The organism is Pseudomonas sp. GCEP-101, assembly GCF_025133575.1.
GTDB lineage: Bacteria > Pseudomonadota > Gammaproteobacteria > Pseudomonadales > Pseudomonadaceae > Pseudomonas > Pseudomonas nitroreducens_B.
The window spans coordinates 5975575-5996756 of record NZ_CP104011.1 but is presented as its reverse complement, the minus strand read 5'-3'; the positions used below and the strand labels follow the sequence as shown (position 1 = coordinate 5996756).

The window sequence follows — 21182 nt, the reverse complement described above, 5'->3', positions numbered from 1 at the left end:
TGGGTTTCATTCTTCCCGGGCCTTGGCTTGCCGGCGTTCCAGTGCCTGGCGCTGGAGAATGTGGCGGGCGAGCAACTGGCGCGGGGCGTCGCCCAGTTGGTCGAATTCGGTGCCGATCTCGTAGTCGCCCTCGGGCTGTTGCTGGCAATGGGTGACCTTGGCGCGCAGCAGCAGGCCCAGGCCATGGGGCAGCAGGACGATCTTCAGCGCCAGGTCCTGACCCACGGGCAACGGCTGCGGATCGCGGAAATTGATGCCGCCTTCGGACAAGGTGACCTTGCGCGCCGGACCGATTTCGCTGAGCAGGCTCTGGGTCAGGGCTTGGGCGATCAGGTCGATGCGCTTGTTCATCACCTTCAGGTAGCTGGCCAGCGGGCGGTCGCGCTCATTGATATGGCGCAGCAGGTGCTGCGACTCGAAGTCGGTGAGGTGCAGGTCGCTGAGCAGATTGAACAGCGCGGAATCATCCTGAAGCACTTCTTGCGACTGGATTTCGTCCTCGCGCAGCGGGCGAAATTCCAATGCGAGCGTGTCTTCAATACGATAGTATTCGCGGCGGTCATCCGCGTCTGGAGTGGACATGGCGAACCCACGGCGGCAGTGATGGTCTGAGTGTAAAGCCGCCTGCCGAGCCTCGCCACACGGAAGTCGCACGCCAGATGGAACTGACGCCCGACGCACTCTTCACCTTCTCATTCGGCCCCACATGTTCAGACCCCTTTCCGTCTACATCGGAACGCGCTACACACGCGCCAAACGCCGCAGCCACTTCGTTTCCTTCATCTCGCTGACCTCCATGATCGGCCTCGCGCTGGGCGTGGTGGTGATGATCGTGGTGCTCTCGGTCATGAACGGCTTCGACCACGAGATGCGCACCCGCGTGCTGGGCATGGTGCCCCACGCCACGGTGGAGTCTTACCAGCCGATTTCGGACTGGCAGGGCATCGCCGGGCAGATCAAGACCCAGCACCCCAACGTGCTGGAGGTCGCGCCCTTCATCCAGATGCAGGGCCTGCTGAGCGCCGGCGGCACCGTACAGAAGGTGCTGATCAACGCCGTGGACCCGAACGAGGAAAGCAAGGTCTCGATCATCGACCAGTTCTTCCAGGAAGGGTCGCTGCAGAGCCTCAAGCCCGGCGAGTTCGGCATCCTCATCGGCGACAAGGCGGCGAAGAACCTCGGCGTCAAGCTGGGTGACAAGGTCACCTTCATCGCGCCGGAAGTCTCGGTCACCCCCGCTGGCATGTTCCCGCGCATGAAGCGCTTCACCGTGGTCGGCACCTTCCATGTCGGCGCCGGCGAGCTGGACGGCTACGTCGCCATGGTCCATATCGACGATGCCGCGCGCATGCGCCGCCTCAAGGACGGCCAGGTCGAAGGCCTGCGCCTGAAGCTCGACGACCTGTTCCAGGCCCCGCGCACCGCCTGGGAAATCGCCCGTACCCTGAAGGGCAACGACTACTTCGCCCGCGACTGGACCCGCAGCCACGGCAACCTGTACCAGGCGATCCGCATGGAGAAATCCATGATCGGCCTGTTGCTGCTGCTGATCGTCGCGGTCGCCGCGTTCAACATCATTTCCACCCTGGTCATGGTCGTCACCGACAAGAAGGCCGACATCGCCATCCTCCGCACCCTGGGCGCCACGCCGGGGCAGATCATGGCGACCTTCATGGTCCAGGGCACGGTGATCGGTGTCATCGGCACCTTCATCGGCGGCGTGTTGGGCGTGCTCGCGGCGCTCAACGTCAGTTCCGCCATCGCCCTGCTGGAACGCCTGCTGGGCCACAAGTTCCTCAACGCGGACGTCTACTTCATCGATTACCTGCCCTCGCAACTGATGAGCGAGGACGTGATCCTGGTGTGCAGCGCTGCGCTGATCCTGAGTTTCTTCGCCACCCTGTATCCGGCCTGGCGTGCGGCCCGCACCCAGCCCGCGGAGGCCCTGCGTTATGAGTAAGCCGACCCCCAACGACCAGGCCGTCCTGAGCTGCCGCGACCTCGGCAAGCGCTACGAGGAAGGCCCGCAGTCGGTCGAAGTGCTCTCCGGCGTGCAGCTGGAGCTGCTGCCCGGCGAGCGCGTCGCCATCGTCGGCAGCTCCGGCTCGGGCAAGAGTACCCTGCTGAACATGCTCGGCGGCCTCGATACGCCCAGCACCGGCAGCGTCTGGCTGGCCGGCGAGCAACTGTCGGCGCTGAACGAGAAGCAGCGCGGCCTGCTGCGCAACCGGGCGCTGGGCTTCGTCTACCAGTTCCACCACCTGCTGCCGGAGTTCACCGCCCTGGAGAACGTCTGCATGCCGCTGCTGATCGGCAAGACGCCGATCCCCGAGGCGCGCCAGCGGGCCACCGCGCTGCTGGAGCGGGTGGGCCTGGGCCATCGCCTGAGCCACAAGCCGGCCGAGCTGTCCGGCGGCGAGCGCCAGCGCGTCGCCATCGCCCGTGCCCTGGTCAACACGCCGAAGCTGGTGCTGCTCGACGAGCCCACCGGCAACCTCGACCAGCACACCGCCCACGGTATCCAGGAGCTGATGCTGGAACTGTCGCAGTCCCTGCGCACCGCCTTCCTGGTGGTGACCCACGACACCCACCTCGCGCAGCAGATGGATCGCGTGCTGCGCCTGGAGGAGGGCCGGCTGGTTGCCGCCTGAGAACCTGCCCAATGCCTGCCTGCGCTTGCCCGTGCTGCGTTGGAAGCAGGCTGAAAATGCTCATTTACAGCGCGTAGACTGCGCTTTTCCGCCTGCTTCCGCCTTGCCTGAGCTGCGCTCGGCAAGGCCTTGAACAGGTTCTAAGAGAGTCGCCCATGTTCAGACCCCTGTCCGTCTTCATCGGCACCCGCTACACGCGGGCCAAGCGACGCAACCACTACATTTCGTTCATCTCCCTGACCTCGATGATCGGCCTCGCCCTGGGCGTGCTGGCCATGATCGTGGTGCTCTCGGTAATGAACGGCTTCCAGAAGGAAATGCGCTCGCGCATCCTCGGCATGGTCCCGCACGCCGTGCTGCAGCAGGCCAGCGGCCCGCTGGACGACTGGCAGCACGTGGCCGAGGTGGCGAAGAAGAATCCGCAGATCGTCGGCGCGGTGCCCTACACCGAGGTCGATGGCATGCTCTCCTATAAAGGCATGATGCAGCCCATCGAAGTGGATGGTGTCGATCCAGCCCTGGAAACCCAGGTGTCGATCATTGGCCAGCACATGGTCCGTGGCAGCCTCGACGACCTGAAGGCCACCGAGTTCGGCGTGGTCATCGGCGAGATCACCGCGCGGCGCTTCCACGTCAACGTCGGCGATAGCCTGCTGCTGATCGTTCCGGAGCCGAGCACCGCGCCCGGCGGCATCACCCCGCGCATGCAGCGCCTGAACGTGGTCGGCATCTTCAAGGTCGGCGCCGAGCTGGACAGCACCCTGGCGCTGATCCACGTCGACGACGCGGCCAGCCTGCTGCGCTGGCAGCCCGGCCAGGTGCAGAGCGTGCGCATCGCCCTGAAGGACCTGTTCCAGGCGCCGGAAGTCGGTGCAGCCATCGCCAAACAACTGGGCGAGGGCTACCGCTCGGTCGACTGGACCCACACCCAGGGCAGCCTGTTCAGCGCGATGAAGATGGAAAAGACCATGATCGGTCTGCTGCTGTTGCTGATCGTCGCGGTCGCCGCCTTCAACATCATCGCCACTCTGATCATGGTGGTGGCCGACAAGCGCGCGGACATCGCCATCCTGCGCACCCTGGGCGCCACGCCGAAGCAGATCATGGCGATCTTCATGGTGCAGGGCACGGTGATCGGCCTGATCGGCACCGTCATCGGCTGCGTGCTCGGCGTGCTGGCGGCGTATAACGTCACCGCCATCGTCTCGACCCTGGAACGCGTGGCGGGCACCCATGTGTTCAACTCGGACATCTACTTCATCAACTACCTGCCGTCCGACCCGCAGATCAGCGACATCGTGTTGATCTGCGTCGCGGCACTGTCGATGAGCTTCCTTGCCACGCTGTATCCGGCCTGGCGCGCGGCCTCGACCCAGCCGGCGGAATCGCTGCGTTACGAGTGATCCATCGGCCCATGAAAAAGCCGCCCTTCGGGGCGGCTTTTTTGTACCTGTAGGACCGAGGGGGACGCCTAGTCCTTGCTCGCGAACAATCCTACTGGCGGCTCTGGCATTGGGCGGTTCGCGAGCAAGCTCGCTCCTACGAAAAGCCGTGATTGCCGAGGCGGCGGTTATAGGCCGTTCTGCAGATTGCGCAGTGCCCTGCGTCGCCGCCAGCTGCGGCCGATCCACCAGCGCCAGTAACCTTCGGTGGCCAGGTAGCCGAGCAGGCCCACCAGGATGCCGCAGATCACCGAGCCCAGCAGGAAGGGTTGCCAGAGCATCGCCAGTTCGCCGCTGATCCATTCCCAGGTCAGGTGGTCGGGCAGGGCGCGGGCCGGGATGCCCATGACCCACGCGCCCATCTTGTAGGTGCAATAGAAAACGGGCGGCATGGTGATCGGATTGGTCAGCCAGACCAGCCCGACCGAAATCGGCAGATTGGCCCGCGCCCAGACCGCCAGCGAGGCGGCCAGCAGCATCTGCAGGGGGATCGGGATGAACGCGGCGAACAACCCCAGGCCCATGGCGCGGGACACGGAGCGGCGATTGAGGTGCCAGAGGTTGGGCGACTGGATCAGCGGTCCGAGAAAGCGCAGGCCCTTGTGGTGCCTGATGCTCTCCGGATCCGGCATGTAGCGCTTGAAGATTCGGCGCGGCATGAGGGAAATCTCTGGCAGACGGACGACGCTCCATTATGCCTAGCTAGGTGACAGTCATTGATTGCCAACTATGTCCGTGTGTAACCGCCGCAGGCCAATCGGACCGGCGGTTGCGACAGTGGCCGGGAGTTGCTGCGTTGCCTCGTACAGGGATGTTCGCGCTGGCCTTGGGCCTGCTGGCGCTGCGCTGGATGCCTGCGCTGCCGCCTGGCTGGGCGCTGTTGCTGTGTGCGCTGCTTGGCTTGCGCTTGCTGTTCACGCGCACCTACGCCGTCGGGCTGTTCCTGCTCGGCTTTGCCTGGGCCTGCCAGTCGGCCCAGTGGGCGCTGGATGAGCGCCTGGCGCCCATGCTGGACGGCCGTACCCTTTGGCTGGAGGGGAGGGTGGAAGGCCTGCCGGATCGTTCCGGCCCGTCGGTGCGCCTCGTTCTCGGCGACGTTTCCAGCCCCCGCGCGAAGGTTCCCCCCACCTTGCGCCTGTCGTGGTTCGATGGGCCGCCGGTGGAAGGCGGCGAGCGCTGGCGCCTGGCAGTGAAGCTCAAGCGTCCCCATGGCATGGTCAACGGCGCCGGCTTCGATTACGAGGCCTGGCTCACCGCCCAGCGCATCGGCGCCACCGGCAGTGTGAAGGACGGCCAGCGCCTGGAAGGTTCCAGCGGCCCGCGGGCCTGGCGCGAAGCCTGGCGGCAGCGCCTGCTGGCGGTGGATGCCCACGGCCGTTCCGGGGCGCTCGCCGCCCTCGTGCTGGGCGACGCCTCCGGGCTGACCACGGCGGACTGGCAAGTGTTGCAGGACACCGGAACCCTGCACCTGATGGTGATTTCCGGCTCGCACATCTCGCTGCTGGCTGGTCTGCTCTACGCCGTGGTGGCCGGCCTGGCGCGCTTCGGCTGCTGGCCGACGCGCCTGCCCTGGCTGCCCTGTGCCTGCCTGCTGGCCGCCTGTGGCGCCTGGGCCTACAGCCTGATGGCGGGGTTCGAGGTGCCGCTGCAGCGCGCCTGCATCATGGTCTCCATCGTCCTGCTGTGGCGCCTGCGCTATCGCCATCGCGGATTGTGGACGCCGCTGCTGGGCGCGCTGCTGGCGGTGCTGCTGGTCGAACCGCTGGTGGTCCTGTTGCCGGGGTTCTGGCTGTCCTACGCGGCGGTGGCGCTGCTGATCTTCGGCTTCTCCGGGCGGCTGGGGCGTTGGACCGCCTGGCGCACCTGGCTGCGGGCGCAGTGGCTGATGGCGGTCGGACTGTTGCCGGCATCGATTGCGCTGGGGTTGCCGCTGAGCGTTTCCGGCGTGCTGGCCAATCTGATCGCCGTGCCCTGGGTGGAATTGGTAGTCGTGCCGCTGGCGTTGCTGGGCAGCCTGGCGTTGGGCGTTCCCGCGCTGGGCGACGCCTTGCTGTGGGTGTCGGGTGGTCTGCTCGAGCTGCTGTTCCGTCTGCTGGGCTGGATGGCGGCACTGGCACCCGCCTGGCAGCCCGTCGCCGCGCCCGTCTGGGCGGTGGCGCTGGCGATGCTCGGGGCACTCCTGTTACTGGCGCCGGCCGGGGTGCCGTTGCGGGCGCTGGGGTTGGCGATGTTCCTGCCTTTGTTCTGGCCGACGCTCCCGGTGCCCGCGCCAGGCACGGCCGAGATCCGGGTGCTGGACGTGGGGCAGGGGCTGTCCGTGCTGATCCGCACGCGCAGCCAGGTCTGGCTCTACGACACGGGGGCGCGCAATGGCGATTTCGACATCGGCGAACGGGTCGTGGTGCCGACGCTGCGCAGCCTGGGCATCGGCCACCTGGACCTGCTCATGCTCAGCCACGCGGACAACGACCATGCCGGCGGCGCCGTCGCGGTGAAGCACGCTTTACGGCCTGCGCAGGTCATCAGCGGGGAACCGGAGCGGCTGGTGCCCGAGTTGCAGGCGCGGCCTTGCCGAAACGAAGACTGGGCCATCGACGGCGTTCGTCTTTCAAGCTGGCAATGGTCGGGCGCGCGGGAAAGCAACGACCGCTCCTGCGTGCTGGAAATCGAAGCCAACGGCGAGCGCATCCTGCTTACCGGCGATTTGCCGCAACCCGCCGAGTTGGCCTGGCTGGCGGCGCATCCGCGGCAACGTATCGACTGGCTGCTGGCCGGCCACCACGGCAGCCGCAGTTCCTCCGGGCCGGCATTCCTGCGGGCGATCCAGCCCTCCACGGCGATCATCTCCCGTGGTGCGAACAACCCTTACGGCCATCCGCATCCGTCGGTCGTCGAGCGCTTCCGCGCACTGGGCGTCCGGATTCAGGATACGGCGGAGCAGGGCGCACTGACCCTGACGCTCGGCGCCCATGGCGAGGTCCGGGGAGTGCGGGAAGGCGCACATTTCTGGCAGGAAAATTGAACTGGAGGCGGTCGGCTCGCCACGGCCCCTGTGCTAGAGTGGCGCCACTTTTTTTCAGGGGATTCACCACTGTGTGGGAACTGGTCAAAGCTGGCGGCTGGATGATGCTGCCGATCTTGCTGAGCTCCGTCGCTGCCATGGCGATCGTCGCCGAACGTCTCTGGACCCTGCGCTTGAGCCGCGTGGCCCCGCCGCAACTGCTCGGCCAGGTGTGGAAGCAGATCAAGGACAAGAAGATGAACAGCCAGGCCCTGAAGGACCTGCGCGCGTCGTCCCCGCTGGGTGAAATCCTCGCCGCCGGCCTGGCCAACTCCAAGCATGGTCGCGAGATCATGAAGGAGTGCATCGAGGAAGCCGCCTCCCGCGTCATCCACGAGCTGGAACGCTACCTCAATGCCCTGGGCACCATCGCCGCCATGGCGCCGCTGCTCGGCCTGCTGGGCACGGTATTCGGCATGATCCAAATCTTCAGCGCCTTCATGGGCGACGGCATGGCCAATGCGCCGATGCTCGCCGGCGGTATCTCCAAGGCGCTGATCACCACGGCGGCCGGCCTGATCGTGGCGATTCCGTCGGTGTTCTTCCACCGCTACCTGCTGCGCCGCGTCGATGAACTGGTCATCGCCATGGAACAGGAAGCCATCAAGCTGGTGGAAGTGACCCAGGGCGATCGCGAAGTCGACTTCGTCGAGGAAGGCAAAGCGTGAAATTCCGCCGCAGAGCGGGCGGAGCGGCCCGCGAGGACGTCTTCATCAACCTGGCGTCGCTGATCGACGTGATCTTCGTGCTGCTGCTGTTCTTCGTGGTCGCCACTTCGTTCACCAAGCCGTCGCAGCTCAAGGTCGAACTGCCCGAAGCGGTTAGCGGCACGCCGCCGGAAGCCACCGAGATCAAGCAGATCGAAATCTCCATCAGTGTCGAAGGCCACTACGCGCTCAATGGCCAGAGCCTGGCGCGTGACGATCTGGAAAACCTGATGAACGCCATGCAGCGCGAATCCGCCGGCGACAACAGCCTGCCGGTGGTGATCACCGCCGATGGCAAGGTGAACTACCAGTCCGTGGTCACCGCGATGGATGCCGCCGGCAAGCTGGGCTTCACCCACCTGCGCATCACCACCATCGAGGCGCAGGCGGACAAGAAGAGCCCCTGATGGCGTTCTCCGACCGCCTGCTCGACGCCTGGTACAAGGGCCACCCGGCCCTTGCCCTGCTGAGGCCGCTCGAACTGCTTTACCGGCGCATCGCCCAAGGCCGCCGGCAGGACTTCCTCTCCGGCGCCAAGCCGGCCTACCGCGCGCCGGTACCCATCGTCGTGGTGGGCAACATCACCGTCGGCGGCACCGGCAAGACGCCGATGATCCTCTGGCTGATCGAACACTGCCGCGCCCGTGGGCTGAAGGTCGGCGTGGTCAGTCGTGGCTACGGCGCCAGGCCGCCACAGACGCCCTGGCGCGTGCGCGCCGAGCAGTCGGCGGCGCAGGCGGGCGACGAGCCGCTGATGATCGTGCGCCGCAGCGGCGTGCCGCTGATGATCGACCCGGACCGCTCCAGCGCCGTGCGCGCTCTGCTGGCCGAGGAGCCGCTGGACCTGATCCTGTGCGACGACGGCCTGCAGCACTATCGCCTGGCCCGTGACCTGGAACTGGTGCTGATCGACGCCGCCCGCGGCCTGGGTAACGGCCGCTGCCTGCCCGCCGGGCCGCTGCGCGAACCCGCCGAGCGCCTGGAGGAGGTCGACGCCGTGCTGCACAATGGCGCGCCGTCCGATCCGCCGGGGGCCTTCTCCTTTGTCCTGCGACCTTCTGCCCTGGTCAACCTGGCCAGCGGCGAACGCCGTGGCGTCGAGCATTTCCCCGCCGGTCAGTCGCTCCACGCGCTGGCCGGGATCGGCAACCCGCAGCGTTTCTTCAAGACGCTCGAGGCGCTAAACTGGCGGCCGATTCCGCATCCCTTCCCCGACCATGCGGCCTATACCGCCGAGCAGCTGCGCTTCACGCCGGCACTGCCGCTGGTCATGACCGAGAAGGACGCGGTGAAATGCCGGTCCTTCGCCGCGCCCGACTGGTGGTACCTCGCCGTCGAAGCGCAGCCGTCGCCGGCCTTCGTCGCCTGGTTCGACGCCCAGCTCGAGCGGCTGGTCGCCCGCTGATCGGCGTCGCAGTTGCGCCGCCCGCATTCATATCTTCAAGCTCAAGGAACGCACCATGGACCCGAAACTCCTCGATATCCTCGCCTGTCCGCTGTGCAAGGGCCCGCTCAAGCTCACCGACGACAAGTCCGAGCTGATCTGCAAGGCCGACGGCCTGGCCTACCCGGTGCGCGACGGCATCCCGGTGATGCTCGAAGGGGAAGCGCGCACCCTCAACGTCGACGAACGTCTGGACAAGTAACGCCATGAGCCAGGCCTACACCGTCGTCATTCCCGCCCGCTACGCCTCCACCCGCCTGCCCGGCAAGCCGCTGCAGGACATCGCCGGCAAGCCGATGATCCAGCACGTCTGGGCGCAGGCGGGCAAAAGCTCCGCCACCCAGGTGGTGGTCGCCACCGACGATGCGCGCATCGTCGAGGCCTGCCAGGGCTTCGGCGCCCAGGTGGTGCTGACCCGCGCCGAGCACAACTCCGGCACCGACCGCCTGGCGGAAGTGGCCGATGCGCTGGGCCTGGCCGACGACGCCATCGTTGTCAACGTGCAGGGCGACGAGCCGCTGGTGCCGCCGTCGATCATCGATCAGGTGGCCGCCAACCTCGCCGCGCACCCGGAAGCGGGCATCGCCACCCTGTGCGAGGAAATCCACGACCCGGCGGCGCTGTTCAATCCGAACATCGTCAAGGTGGTCAGCGACAAGAACGGTCTCGCGCTGACCTTCAGCCGCGCCACGCTGCCTTGGGCGCGCGACGCCTTCGCGGTAGACCGCGACAGCCTGCCGGCGAACGTGCCGTACCGCCGCCATATCGGCATCTACGCCTACCGCGCGCGCTTCCTGCGTGATTTCGTGGCCTGGGGCCCGTGCTGGCTGGAAGACACGGAGTGCCTGGAGCAGCTGCGCGCGCTGTGGCACGGCGTGCGCATCCACGTGGCCGACGCCCTGGAGGCGCCGCAGGCCGGTGTCGACACCCCGGAAGACCTGGAGCGCGTCCGGCGCATCCTGGGGGCGTGATGAAGGTCCTCTTCGTCTGCCTGGGCAATATCTGCCGTTCGCCCACCGCCGAGGGCGTGTTCCGCCACAAGGTCCGCCAGGCGGGCCTGGAGGATCGCATCGAGATCGACTCCGCCGGCACCGGCGATTGGCATGTCGGCAAGGCGCCGGACACGCGTACGCGAGCCGCCGCGCTGCGCCGCGGCTATGACCTGTCGGTCCTGCGGGCGCGGCAGGTCAGCGTGGCGGATTTCTCCCGCTATGACCTGATCCTGGCCATGGACACTGCCAACCTGCGCGACCTCACGCATCTGCGCGGTGGCGGCGGCAAGGCAGAGCTGGATCTGTTCCTGCGTCGCTACGAGCTGGAAGTCGACGAAGTCCCCGATCCCTACTACGGCGGCGAGGACGGCTTCGAGCAGGTGCTGGACCTGGTGGAAAGGGCCTGCGACGGCCTGCTGACGGAAGTGAAGGGACGCCTGTGACGCTGCAACTGCAAGAACGCATTTCCCTCAAGCCCTACAACACCTTTGGTGTCGAGGTCGCGGCGCGCTGGTTCGCCCAGGCCCATGACGATGCCGAGGTGCGTGCCGGGATCGCCGCCGCCGCGGAAAAGGGCCTGCCGCTGATGGTGATCGGTGGCGGCAGCAACCTCCTGCTGACCCGTGACGTCGAGGCGCTGGTACTGCGCATGGCGTCCCGTGGCGTGCGGGTGCTCAGCGACGATGGCGAGCGCGTGGTGGTCGAGGCGGAAGCCGGCGAGGTGTGGGATGACTTCGTCCGCTGGGCCCTGGGCCAGGGCTTGGGCGGGCTGGAGAACCTCAGCCTGATTCCCGGTACGGTCGGCGCCGCGCCGATGCAGAACATCGGCGCCTATGGCGTCGAGATCAAGGACGTGTTCGCCGGCCTGACCGCGCTGGACCGCCAGAGCGGCGCGCTGTGCGAGTTCGGCCTGGAAGACTGCGCCTTCGCCTACCGCGAAAGCCGCTTCAAGCGCGAGCCCGGCCGGTGGCTGATCCTGCGGGTGCGCTTCGCCCTGAGCCGTGCGGCGATACTGCATCTGGACTACGGTCCGGTGCGCCAGCGCCTGGCGGAGGAGGGCGTGACCGCGCCGACGCCTGCCAATGTGTCGCGGGTGATCTGCGCGATCCGCCGCGAGAAGCTCCCGGACCCGGCCGTGCTGGGCAATGCCGGCAGCTTCTTCAAGAACCCGGTGGTATCGGCCGAGCAGGCCGACGCGCTGCGGCAGCGCTTCAGTGATCTGGTGGCCTATCCGCAAGGCGATGGCCTGATGAAGCTCGCCGCCGGCTGGCTGATCGACAAGGCCGGCTGGAAGGGCTTCCGTGACGGCGCGGCCGGCGTGCATGCACAGCAGGCGCTGGTGCTGGTCAATTACGGCGGCGCTACCGGCGCGCAGTTGCATGCCTTGGCTGAACGCATTCGCGACGACATTCGCCAGCGGTTCGGCGTTGAGCTGGAGATGGAGCCGAATCTCTACTGAGCGCGCTTCTGATGCGAAGAAGGGATGCCGCGGCATCCCTTTTTTGTGCCCGTTGTGGTGTGTTTTGTAGGAGCGAGCTTGCTCGCGAACCGCCGGAGCTGCGGCGCTCACCTTGGCGTAGCAGCGGACTCCGTCCGCGATTGGCCCGCCTCGCGCCGGAGATCGATCGCGGACAAAGTCCGCTCCTACGAAACCGCCAGGTTCCGAGCAACACAGCAACAACCTCCATGGTTCGTGTCGCTGTAGGAGCGAGCTTGCTCGCGAACCGCCCGAGCTGCTCACCTTGGCGTAGGACCGGACTCCGTCCGCGATTGGCCTGCCATGCGCCGGAGATCGATCGCGGACAAAGTCCGCTCCTACGAAACCGGCGAACGCTGCAGGGTGCAGGCAATAAAAAAGGGGATGCAACGGCATCCCCTTTTTCCGATCAGGAAGCGATCAGCTGTGGTGTTTTTCCACCACGGAGCCTTCTTCTTCCTCGGTCTTCTCGGCTTTCTCGGCTTTCTCGCCTTCAGCCTGCTCGACGGCTTCGGCTTCGTTCACTACCTCGGCCACAACGGTCTCGGCGGTGACGTCAGCGGCCGGCTCGACCACCACGTCGGCTTCCACGGCAGCAGCTTCTTCAACCACGGCTTCGACCGCCGGAGCTTGTTCGACCTGCGGGGCAGCGGCAGCCGCGGCTTCACGAGCCAGGCGCTCCTGGCGACGACGCTCGCGCGGGTCGTTGGAGGCGCGGCCGGTGGCGTTCGCCGGAACGGCCGGAGCGGCTTCTTCGCTTGCAGTCGGTGCGGCAGCCGGCGCTTCTTCGGCAATGGCGGGAGCTTGCGCCGGCGCTTCTTCGACCAGTTGGGCGACAGCTTCGATCACGGTTTCAGCAGCCGGGGCCGGTGCATCTTCCGCGACGGCCGGTTCGGCAGCAGCCACGTCAACGGTGTCGTTGACGGCTTCTACCGGCTCGGCAGCCTGCTCGGCGGGTTTGGCCAGGAACTCGATGGTCTGTTCCAGTGCGCTTTCGGTGCGCACGGCTTCGACGACGCCGGATTCCAGCGGCTGAGCCTCGACCTGAGCCTGGGCAGCGGGCTGCTCCTGCTCGGCGGCGGCTTCGGCAACAGCGACAGCGGTGGCGGCGGCAGCGACCAGGGCGGCAGGCGACGGGGTGTAGGAAGCAGCCTGTTCGGCAACGCCTTCGGCACTGTTCACGTCGCCTTCGGCGCCTTCAACGCCATCCACACCGGCTTCACGCTGGCGCTCGCGGCGGTTGCTGCGGCGGCGCTGGCCACGGGAACGGCGACGCGGACGCTCGTCGTCCGAGCCTTCGTCGTCCTGTTGATCCAGCAGTTCCTCGTTCGGCAGCTCTTCGGCTTCCAGGGCAGCGGCATCGCGAGCCTGACGGTCTTCGCGCGGCTGGCGCTCTTCACGGGGCGGACGCTCGGCGCGCTCGCCACGCTCACCGCGAGGCTGGCGCTCTTCGCGCGGCTGGCGTTCTTCACGCGGTTGACGCTCGGTGCGCTCGCCGCGCTCCTCACGGGGCTGACGCTCCTCGCGCGGCGGGCGCTCGGCGCGCTCCTCGCGGGGTTGGCGCTCTTCGCGCGGCGGACGCTCGGCGCGCTCTTCACGCGGCTGGCGTTCCTCGCGCGGCGGGCGCTCGGCACGTTCTTCACGGGGCTGGCGCTCTTCGCGCGGTTGACGCTCGGCGCGTTCTTCACGCGGCTGACGCTCTTCACGGGCAGGACGCTCGGCGCGCTCGCCACGTTCGCCACGCTCGTCGCGACGACGCTCGCCACGCTCTTTGCGCTCGTCATCGCGGCGGCCACCGTCGCGACCGTCACGGCGACGGTTCTGCTGACGGCCGTTGCGACGCTCGCCCTGGCCTTCACTGCGCTCGGTGGCCGGCTTTTCGGCGGCTGCCGGCGTCGGCTCGGGCTTGCTGCCGGCGAACAGGCTGACCAGCGACTTCACCAGGCCCTGGAACAGGCTCGGCTCAGGCATGGGCTTGGCGGCTTCGACGACCGGCGCGGCAGCGGCTTGCTGCGGGGCAGGGGTCTGCGGGGAAACGGTCTTCACCGCTGCCTCCTGGCGAACCAGGGTGCGGGTGGCGCTGACCGGCTGGACTTCCTCGTGCTCTTCCGGCGCCATCTCGTAGCTGGCATGGCCGGACAGCAGTTCGGGGTTGTCGTCGCGCAGGCGCTGGACTTCGAAGTGCGGCGTTTCCAGGTGGTCGTCCGGCAGGATGAAGATGCGCGCGCGGGTACGCAGCTCGATCTTGGTGATGGCGTTGCGCTTCTCGTTGAGCAGGAAGGCGGCAACCTGGAACGGCACGCGCGCGCGAACTTCGGCGGTGCGGTCCTTCAGGGCTTCTTCCTCGATCAGGCGCAGGATCGCCAGCGACAGGGATTCGACGTCGCGGATGATGCCTTGGCCGTTGCAGCGCGGGCAGACGATGCCGCTGGTCTCGCCCAGGGACGGACGCAGGCGCTGACGGGACATTTCCAGCAGGCCGAAGCGCGAGATGCGGCCCACCTGTACGCGGGCGCGGTCGGCTTCCAGGGCTTCGCGGACGCGTTCTTCCACGGCGCGCTGGTTCTTCGCCGGGGTCATGTCGATGAAGTCGATGACGATCAGGCCGCCGATGTCACGCAGGCGCAGCTGGCGGGCGATTTCCTCGGCCGCTTCCAGGTTGGTCTGCAGGGCGGTTTCCTCGATGTCGCCGCCTTTGGTGGCGCGCGCCGAGTTGATGTCGATGGAGACCAGGGCTTCGGTCGGATCGATGACGATGGAGCCGCCCGACGGCAGCTTCACTTCGCGCTGGAAGGCGGTTTCGATCTGGCTCTCGATCTGGAAGCGGTTGAACAGCGGAACGCTGTCCTGGTACAGCTTCACCTTGCTCGCGTACTGCGGCATGACCTGCTGGATGAAGTTCAGGGCTTCTTCCTGGGCGTCGATGCTGTCGATCAGCACTTCGCCGATGTCCTGGCGCAGGTAGTCGCGGATGGCGCGGATGATGACGTTGCTTTCCTGGTAGATCAGGAACGGGCCGCTGCGCTCGCCGGAGGCTTCCTTGATGGCGCCCCACAGTTGCAGCAGGTAGTCCAGGTCCCATTGCAGCTCTTCGGAGCTGCGGCCCAGGCCCGCGGTACGGACGATCAGGCCCATGTCGCCGGGAACGGTCAGGCCGTTCAGCGCTTCGCGCAGTTCGTTGCGCTCTTCACCCTCGATGCGGCGGGAGATGCCACCGGCGCGCGGGTTGTTGGGCATGAGCACCAGGTAACGGCCGGCGAGGCTGATGAAGGTGGTCAGGGCGGCGCCCTTGTTGCCACGCTCTTCTTTCTCGACCTGGACGATGACTTCCTGGCCTTCGCTCAGGACGTCCTTGATGTTGATGCGGCCTTCAGGATTCTTCTTGAAGTATTCGCGGGAGATTTCTTTGAGGGGGAGGAAGCCGTGGCGCTCGGCGCCGAAGTCGACGAAGGCGGCTTCAAGGCTCGGCTCGATGCGGGTGATGCGGCCCTTGTAGATGTTGGCCTTCTTCTGTTCGCGCGCGCCGGACTCGATGTCCAGGTCGAACAGGCGTTGGCCGTCTACCAGCGCTACACGCAACTCTTCGGGTTGAGTTGCGTTGATCAGCATTCTTTTCATGTAGTACCAATGGTTTCCGGGGCCACCGGAAACGGCGATCGGCACACACGACTCTCACGGTCGGTGCTAAGGCACGTACTCAGGAACGGCGGACCATTCCCGTGTCCAGCGGCAGCAGGATAAATCTGCTGTGCCGCGACTACGTTTCCTGCTTGTTGAGTAAGAACAAGCACTCATCAGGAGGAGGAATCGACTGTCAGAAGCGGACGACAAGTGCGTCTATGTTCAAGGCATGCGTTCAAGGCAAGAACGCAACGCAATCCGACAGTTGTGCATCTCCGCCCTGCACATTTCCCTTAAGAGCCGGGTGCCACTCGCTGAATCCGGGAGCGGGGTTGGCTTTTATCACGGCGACCTTGGCTGCCGTGGTCATGTCTGAAGGCCTGGGTTTCGAGGCGCTGTCGGCGCGAGAATCGCTCGGGCCGTTGCAACGCTTCCGGGGACTGCCTCGTGTCCGTTCAATGTGTTTGCAGGCGGTTGGGGATGGCGATTACGCGATCATCCGCAGGCCTGGCCACTTTTGGCGGCCTCCCGAATATAGCAGCAATGATTAAGTGCTTCAATTGAATGAAAAATTGTTATTATATCCGGATGACTAATCCCGCCCCTCCGACTTCCGGCGTCCAGCTGCTTGAAGTCGCGCCGGAGTATGCCGGCCAACGAATCGACAATTTCCTCCGCACCCAGCTCAAGGGCGTGCCCAAGACCCTGATCTACCGCATCCTTCGCAAGGGTGAGGTGCGGGTCAACAAGGGGCGCATCAAGCCCGAGTACAAGCTGCAGGCGGGCGACGTGGTGCGCGTGCCGCCGCTGCGCCTGGCCGAGCGCGACGAGCCGGTGCCGCTGGCCCAGGGTCTTTTGGAGCGCCTGGAAGCCGCCATCGTCTTCGAAGACAAGGCGCTGATCGTGGTGAACAAGCCCACGGGCATCGCCGTGCATGGCGGCAGCGGCCTGAACTACGGCGTGATCGAGGCCTTCCGTCAGTTGCGTCCCGAGTGCAAGGACCTGGAGCTGGTGCATCGCCTGGATCGTGACACCTCCGGTCTGCTGATGATCGCCAAGAAGCGCAGCATGCTGCGCCACCTGCACGACGCCCTGCGGGGCGAGCGCATCGTGGACAAGCGCTACCATGCGCTGGTGCGCGGCAACTGGCCGGCCGCCAAGAAGCAGATCGCCGTGCCGCTGCTGAAGAACAACCTTCGCTCCGGCGAGCGCGTGGTGGAAGTGAACCCCGAGGGCAAGGAGGCGCTGACCGAGTTCAAGGTACTGCGCCGCTTCGGTGACTTCGCCACCCTGGTGGAGGCGCGCCCGATCACTGGTCGCACCCACCAGATCCGCGTGCACGCCAAGCACGCCGGCCACTCCATCGCTGGCGATCCCAAGTACGGCGACGAAGACTTCTCCCGCGAAATCCGCGAACTGGGCGGCAAGCGGCTGTTCCTGCACTCGGCCTACCTGCGGGTGCCGCTGCCCGACGGCGCGGTGCTGGAGCTGGAGGCGCCGGTGGACGAGGTCTGGCAGCGCACCGTGGAGCGTCTGGATGCGTGACTATTCCCTGCTGATCTTCGATTGGGATGGCACGTTGGTGGATTCCATCGGTCGTATCGTCGAGGCGATGCGCGTCGCTGCCGTCGGTTCCGGTCTGCCAGAGCGTAGCGAAGCAGCGATCAAGGGCATCATCGGCCTGGGGCTGCCGGAGGCGATCCAGACGCTGTACCCGGAAGTGGAAGACGGCGAGCCGCTGGAGCGTTTTCGGCGGGATTATGGCGATCACTACCTGAGCCTGGAGGTGCAGCCTTCCCCGCTGTTCCCGGGAGTGGCTGAGGCAATGGCCGAGTTTCGGGGGGCGGGCTACCAATTGGCCGTGGCCACCGGCAAGAACCGTCGTGGGCTGGATCGCGTACTGGCGGGGCAGGGTTGGACCGACTTCTTCGACATCACCCGCGCCGCCGATGAATCGGCGAGCAAGCCCGATCCGCGCATGCTGCATGAGATTCTCGAGCATTGCCGGGTCGATGCGCGCGATGCGCTGATGGTGGGCGATTCGCCGTTCGATCTGGAGATGGCGCGCCGCGCCGGCATGGATTCGGTGGCGGTGGGCTATGGTGCGCAGTCGCTGGAGATTCTGCGGGAGTATGCTCCAACGCTGGAAGTGAACCATTTCAATGAATTGCGCGCCTGGTTGGCCGGGCGTTCGGTTAAACCAGTGCTCGAGGTAGGCAACTGATGTCGGATGAATGGAAGGCGGACGATAGCAAGGCTGCACAAACCACGGCGGGTGACGACAAGAGCTGGAAACTGCTGGAGAAGGCCGTGCTGGCCGGTGTCCAGGAGCAGCGCCGGTCGCGTCGCTGGGGCATCTTCTTCAAGCTGCTGACCTTTGTTTACCTGTTCGGCGCCCTGGCGCTGTTCAGCCCCTTCAGTGGTCTGTCCAAGTCGGCCTCGCGCAGCGCCAGCCATACGGCGATGATCGAGGTGAAGGGCATGATCGCGGACAACGAGCCCGCCAGTGCCGACAACGTCGTGGGTGCGCTGCGATCGGCGTTCGAGGATGCCGGTACCAAGGGTATCGTCCTGCGGATCAACAGCCCGGGCGGCAGTCCGGTGCAGTCGGGTTATATCTACGATGAAATCAAGCGCCTGCGCGGCGAGCATCCGGATATCAAGGTTTACGCGGTCATCAGTGACCTGGGGGCTTCCGGTGCTTATTACATCGCCAGTGCCGCGGATCAGATCTACGCGGACAAGGCCAGCCTGGTCGGCTCCATCGGCGTGACGGCGGCAACGTTCGGCTTCGTCGGCACCATGGAAAAACTGGGCGTGGATCGCCGCGTCTATACCTCGGGCGAGCACAAGGCTTTCCTCGATCCCTTCCAGCCGCCGAAGGCGGATGAGACTGCCTTCTGGCAGCAGGTGCTGGACACCACCCACAAGCAGTTCATCGACAGCGTGAAGAAGGGGCGTGGCGACCGCCTGAAGGACAAGGACCACCCGGAACTGTTCTCCGGCCTGATCTGGTCTGGCGAGCAGGCGCTGCAACTGGGGCTGATCGATGGCCTGGGTAGCACCAGCTACGTGGCGCGGGAGATCATCAAGGAGAAGGAAATCGTGGACTACACCGTCCAGGAGACGGCCTTCGACCGCTTCACCAAGAAGCTGGGCGCCAGTGTCGCCGAGCGCCTGGCGCTGTGGATGGGGTTCCAGGGCCCGGCTCTGCGCTGACTCCTTCCTTATATAAGGAAAGAAAAGGCCCGGCGAATGCCGGGCCTTTGTATTACGGGCGATTCATTGCGACCTTTCGTATCAGGGGACGGATACCTGCTCGGCGAGCAGCATGTCCACCAGGCGGATCAGCGGCAGGCCGACCAGGCTGGTGGCGTCTTCGCCTTCGGTGGCGCGGAACAGGCTGACGCCCAGTCCCTCGGCCTTGAAACTGCCGGCGCAGTCGAAGGGTTGTTCGGCCTCCAGGTAGCGGCGAATGCGGGCTGGGTCGAGGGTGCGGAAATGCACGGTGAACGGGACGCAGTCGACCTGGGCGTTTCCGCTCTGGCTGTTCAGCAGGCAGAGGCCGGTGAGAAAGCTGACGCTCTTGCCGCTGGCGTCCTTGAGTTGCTCGGTGGCGCGCTCGATGTCGTGGGGTTTGCCCAGTATCCGGCTGCCATTCACCGCGGCCTGGTCCGAGCCGATGATCAGGTGAGCGGGGTAGCGGTGGGCGAGGGCGCGCGCTTTGCTCTGGGCCAGTCGTTGCACCAGTTGTTCGGCGCGCTCGCCCGGTAGCGGGGTCTCGTCGATGTCGGGACTGGCGCATTCGAATGGCAGGCGCAGGCGCTGCAACAATTCGCGGCGGTAGGGCGAGCTGGAAGCAAGGATCAGGGGTAACATGCGGAATTCCTTCGGAGCGTCCCGGCGATTCTAGCGAAAAGGGCTGTCCATACAGCGGTTTATGGCTAATTTCCTTTGACAGCTTCGGGTGCATCCCTATAATGGCGCGCTTATGTTGAATGGACCGATACCACCTCACGTTGATCCGCGCAAATTGGTAGAGCGCGCCGCCACCCTCGAGGGTGAGCTGCCGATCGCCAAGATGTCACGTCTCAACGAGCAACTGACCAGCAGTGATGGCAAGATTCACGCGAAGTTTTCCTTCTTCCGTGATGAGCAGAAGCTGGCGGTCATGCACGTCGAACTCGACGCCGAGGTGAGCATGGTATGCCAGCGCTGTCTCGAGCCGGCCAACTTCCATGTGGGTGGTGAGTACGATTACGTCATCATCCCGGAAGGCAAGTCGATCGATGATCTGCCCAGTGGCTACGATGCGCTGGAAGTGGGGGATGACCCCATCGACCTGACCTCGCTGGCCGAGGACGAGTTGCTGCTCGCCTTGCCCATCGTGCCGGTCCATGACCCTGAGGATTGCCAGCAGCCGGTGGGATACGCTACAGCGCCCGAACCGAGCGAGAACGTCGAAGAGCGGCCCAATCCGTTCAGCGTACTGGCGCAGTTGAAGCGTGACCCAAACGTTTAGGAGTTAATCAATCATGGCTGTTCAGCAGAACAAAAAATCCCGTTCCGCTCGTGACATGCGTCGTTCGCACGATGCCCTGGACGCGAACGCTCTGTCCGTGGAAAAGAGCACCGGTGAAGTTCACCTGCGCCACCACGTCTCCCCGGACGGTTTCTATCGCGGCCGCAAGGTCGTAGACAAAGGCTCTGACGAGTAATCTTTGTCCGCACCAATCATCGCGATTGATGCAATGGGTGGGGACTACGGTCCCCACTGCATTGTTCCGGCCTGCATTTCCTTTCTGGCCGAATATGCTTCCCTCCAGCTGGTCCTCGTCGGCCAAGCCTCTCTGATAGAAGAACACCTGCGCGGCCTGTCTCCGGCCGAACGCCAGCGTCTTCACGTCCACCACGCCAGCGAAGTCGTCACGATGGATGAACGTCCGTCCCAGGCGCTGCGTGGCAAGCCTGATTCCTCCATGCGTGTTGCCCTCGAACTGGTTCGTGATGGCAAGGCCCACGCCTGCGTCAGTGCCGGCAATACCGGCGCGCTGATGGCGTTGTCCCGCTACCTGCTCAAGACGCTTCCCGGCATCGATCGCCCGGCGATGGTCACCGCCGTGCCGACGCAGACCGGCCATTGCCACCTGCTCGACCTGGGGGCGAATGTCGACTGCAGTGCCGAGCATCTCTACCAGTTCGCCGTCATGGGTGCCGTGGCGGCGGAAGCGCTGGGCAAGAGCAATCCTCGGGTCGCGCTACTGAACGTCGGTACCGAAGACATCAAGGGCAACCAGCAGGTGAAGCTGGCAGCGAACCTGCTGCAGCAGGCGCGTGGTGTGAATTACATCGGCTACATCGAAGGTGACGGCCTGTATCGCGGCCTGGCCGATGTGGTGGTGTGCGATGGGTTCGTCGGCAATATTCTGCTCAAGTCCAGCGAAGGGTTGGCGGCCATGGTCGCGGCGCGCCTGGAGGCGTTGTTCAATTCCAGCTTGCCGGCCAAGGCGGTCGGCCTGATGGCGATGCCGTTCCTGCGCCGCCTGCGCGGCGATCTCACGCCGTCCCAGCACAATGGTGCGAGTTTCCTGGGGTTGCAGGGCATCGTGGTGAAGAGTCACGGCAGTGCGAAAGAGGAGGGCATCCAGAGCGCCCTGCGTCGTGCACTGCTGGAAGTGCGTGAGAATCTGCCCCAGCGGCTGCATGGGCGGCTGGAACATCTGCTCTAATGTGACCGCGGTCGCCAGACCGTCATCCAACTGTCAGTTCAATGCGCCAGGCTCTCGC

General features: G+C 65.7%; 21 protein-coding genes. 17 read left to right on the top strand and 4 right to left on the bottom strand.

Annotated elements, in window-relative coordinates; all coding sequences use genetic code 11:
* Window positions 1–6: 6 nt before the first annotated feature.
* Window positions 7–582 carry a PilZ domain-containing protein gene (locus tag N0B71_RS27060; RefSeq protein WP_259756142.1) on the bottom strand — a complete coding sequence of 192 codons (576 nt, stop codon included), beginning with the start codon at window positions 580–582 and terminating at the stop codon, window positions 7–9.
* A gap of 124 nt (window positions 583–706) precedes the next feature.
* Between N0B71_RS27060 and N0B71_RS27055 the strand changes: the two genes are divergently transcribed.
* The 3 genes from N0B71_RS27055 to N0B71_RS27045 all read left to right on the top strand — a co-directional run bounded on the left by N0B71_RS27055 (window position 707) and on the right by N0B71_RS27045 (window position 4054).
* Window positions 707–1960, top strand: coding sequence for a lipoprotein-releasing ABC transporter permease subunit (locus tag N0B71_RS27055; protein WP_259756141.1), 1254 nt, complete (start codon window positions 707–709; stop codon window positions 1958–1960).
* Window positions 1953–2651, top strand: a complete 699-nt coding sequence (lolD, locus tag N0B71_RS27050; RefSeq protein WP_259756140.1) for a lipoprotein-releasing ABC transporter ATP-binding protein LolD — start codon at window positions 1953–1955, stop codon at window positions 2649–2651. Before N0B71_RS27055 ends, lolD begins: the two co-directional genes overlap by 8 nt.
* A 155-nt stretch (window positions 2652–2806) precedes the next feature.
* Window positions 2807–4054 carry a lipoprotein-releasing ABC transporter permease subunit gene (locus N0B71_RS27045; RefSeq protein ID WP_259756138.1) on the top strand — a complete coding sequence of 416 codons (1248 nt, stop codon included), beginning with the start codon at window positions 2807–2809 and terminating at the stop codon, window positions 4052–4054.
* Between the two features lie 167 nt (window positions 4055–4221).
* On the opposite strand, the gene N0B71_RS27040 is transcribed toward N0B71_RS27045, so the two are convergent.
* A complete protein-coding gene (locus tag N0B71_RS27040) occupies window positions 4222–4752 on the bottom strand; it encodes a DUF2062 domain-containing protein (RefSeq protein WP_259756136.1) in 531 nt (176 codons plus the stop codon).
* Between the two features lie 152 nt (window positions 4753–4904).
* Here N0B71_RS27040 and N0B71_RS27035 point away from each other — a divergent pair, with 152 nt between their 5' ends.
* The 8 genes from N0B71_RS27035 to murB all read left to right on the top strand — a co-directional run bounded on the left by N0B71_RS27035 (window position 4905) and on the right by murB (window position 11756).
* Window positions 4905–7115 carry a DNA internalization-related competence protein ComEC/Rec2 gene (locus N0B71_RS27035; protein WP_259756134.1) on the top strand — a complete coding sequence of 737 codons (2211 nt, stop codon included), beginning with the start codon at window positions 4905–4907 and terminating at the stop codon, window positions 7113–7115.
* Window positions 7116–7186: 71 nt separating this feature from the next.
* On the top strand, window positions 7187–7822 hold the full coding sequence (locus N0B71_RS27030; protein WP_259756132.1) for a MotA/TolQ/ExbB proton channel family protein: 636 nt from the start codon (window positions 7187–7189) through the stop codon (window positions 7820–7822).
* Window positions 7819–8268: an ExbD/TolR family protein gene (locus N0B71_RS27025; protein WP_259756130.1), complete on the top strand. Its 450-nt coding sequence runs from the start codon at window positions 7819–7821 to the stop codon at window positions 8266–8268. Before N0B71_RS27030 ends, N0B71_RS27025 begins: the two co-directional genes overlap by 4 nt.
* The gene (gene lpxK, locus N0B71_RS27020) at window positions 8268–9266 is read left to right on the top strand and encodes a tetraacyldisaccharide 4'-kinase (protein ID WP_259756129.1); all 999 of its coding nucleotides are present in this window, start codon (window positions 8268–8270) and stop codon (window positions 9264–9266) included. Before N0B71_RS27025 ends, lpxK begins: the two co-directional genes overlap by 1 nt.
* A gap of 55 nt (window positions 9267–9321) precedes the next feature.
* Window positions 9322–9507 (top strand): Trm112 family protein, encoded by a 186-nt coding sequence (locus N0B71_RS27015; RefSeq protein ID WP_009621404.1) that lies wholly within the window; start codon window positions 9322–9324, stop codon window positions 9505–9507.
* A 4-nt stretch (window positions 9508–9511) separates the two neighbouring features.
* Window positions 9512–10276: a 3-deoxy-manno-octulosonate cytidylyltransferase gene (kdsB, locus tag N0B71_RS27010; protein ID WP_259756127.1), complete on the top strand. Its 765-nt coding sequence runs from the start codon at window positions 9512–9514 to the stop codon at window positions 10274–10276.
* Window positions 10276–10740, top strand: coding sequence for a low molecular weight protein-tyrosine-phosphatase (locus N0B71_RS27005; protein ID WP_259756126.1), 465 nt, complete (start codon window positions 10276–10278; stop codon window positions 10738–10740). The genes kdsB and N0B71_RS27005 overlap by 1 nt, the downstream gene beginning before the upstream one ends.
* On the top strand, window positions 10737–11756 hold the full coding sequence (gene murB, locus N0B71_RS27000) for a UDP-N-acetylmuramate dehydrogenase (protein ID WP_259756125.1): 1020 nt from the start codon (window positions 10737–10739) through the stop codon (window positions 11754–11756). Before N0B71_RS27005 ends, murB begins: the two co-directional genes overlap by 4 nt.
* Window positions 11757–12194: 438 nt before the next feature.
* Here the strand turns inward: murB and rne are convergent, their stop codons facing one another.
* Window positions 12195–15392 carry a ribonuclease E gene (rne, locus tag N0B71_RS26995; RefSeq protein ID WP_259756123.1) on the bottom strand — a complete coding sequence of 1066 codons (3198 nt, stop codon included), beginning with the start codon at window positions 15390–15392 and terminating at the stop codon, window positions 12195–12197.
* A gap of 591 nt (window positions 15393–15983) precedes the next feature.
* Between rne and rluC the strand changes: the two genes are divergently transcribed.
* The 3 genes from rluC to sppA are packed head-to-tail and all read left to right on the top strand — an operon-like array spanning window position 15984 to window position 18614.
* Window positions 15984–16940, top strand: coding sequence for a 23S rRNA pseudouridine(955/2504/2580) synthase RluC (gene rluC, locus N0B71_RS26990; protein WP_259756121.1), 957 nt, complete (start codon window positions 15984–15986; stop codon window positions 16938–16940).
* The gene (locus N0B71_RS26985; protein WP_259756119.1) at window positions 16933–17619 is read left to right on the top strand and encodes an HAD-IIIA family hydrolase; all 687 of its coding nucleotides are present in this window, start codon (window positions 16933–16935) and stop codon (window positions 17617–17619) included. Before rluC ends, N0B71_RS26985 begins: the two co-directional genes overlap by 8 nt.
* On the top strand, window positions 17619–18614 hold the full coding sequence (gene sppA / locus N0B71_RS26980) for a signal peptide peptidase SppA (protein WP_259756117.1): 996 nt from the start codon (window positions 17619–17621) through the stop codon (window positions 18612–18614). Before N0B71_RS26985 ends, sppA begins: the two co-directional genes overlap by 1 nt.
* Window positions 18615–18695: 81 nt before the next feature.
* Here the strand turns inward: sppA and N0B71_RS26975 are convergent, their stop codons facing one another.
* The gene (locus tag N0B71_RS26975; RefSeq protein WP_259756115.1) at window positions 18696–19274 is read right to left on the bottom strand and encodes a Maf family protein; all 579 of its coding nucleotides are present in this window, start codon (window positions 19272–19274) and stop codon (window positions 18696–18698) included.
* A 112-nt stretch (window positions 19275–19386) separates the two neighbouring features.
* Here N0B71_RS26975 and N0B71_RS26970 point away from each other — a divergent pair, with 112 nt between their 5' ends.
* From N0B71_RS26970 to plsX, 3 genes are read left to right on the top strand one after another with little or no spacing between them, the layout of a single operon-like run.
* On the top strand, window positions 19387–19917 hold the full coding sequence (locus N0B71_RS26970; RefSeq protein ID WP_259756113.1) for a YceD family protein: 531 nt from the start codon (window positions 19387–19389) through the stop codon (window positions 19915–19917).
* A gap of 13 nt (window positions 19918–19930) precedes the next feature.
* Window positions 19931–20113 (top strand): 50S ribosomal protein L32, encoded by a 183-nt coding sequence (gene rpmF / locus N0B71_RS26965; RefSeq protein WP_009621425.1) that lies wholly within the window; start codon window positions 19931–19933, stop codon window positions 20111–20113.
* A 3-nt stretch (window positions 20114–20116) separates the two neighbouring features.
* On the top strand, window positions 20117–21124 hold the full coding sequence (gene plsX, locus N0B71_RS26960; protein ID WP_442964635.1) for a phosphate acyltransferase PlsX: 1008 nt from the start codon (window positions 20117–20119) through the stop codon (window positions 21122–21124).
* Window positions 21125–21182: the final 58 nt, after the last annotated feature.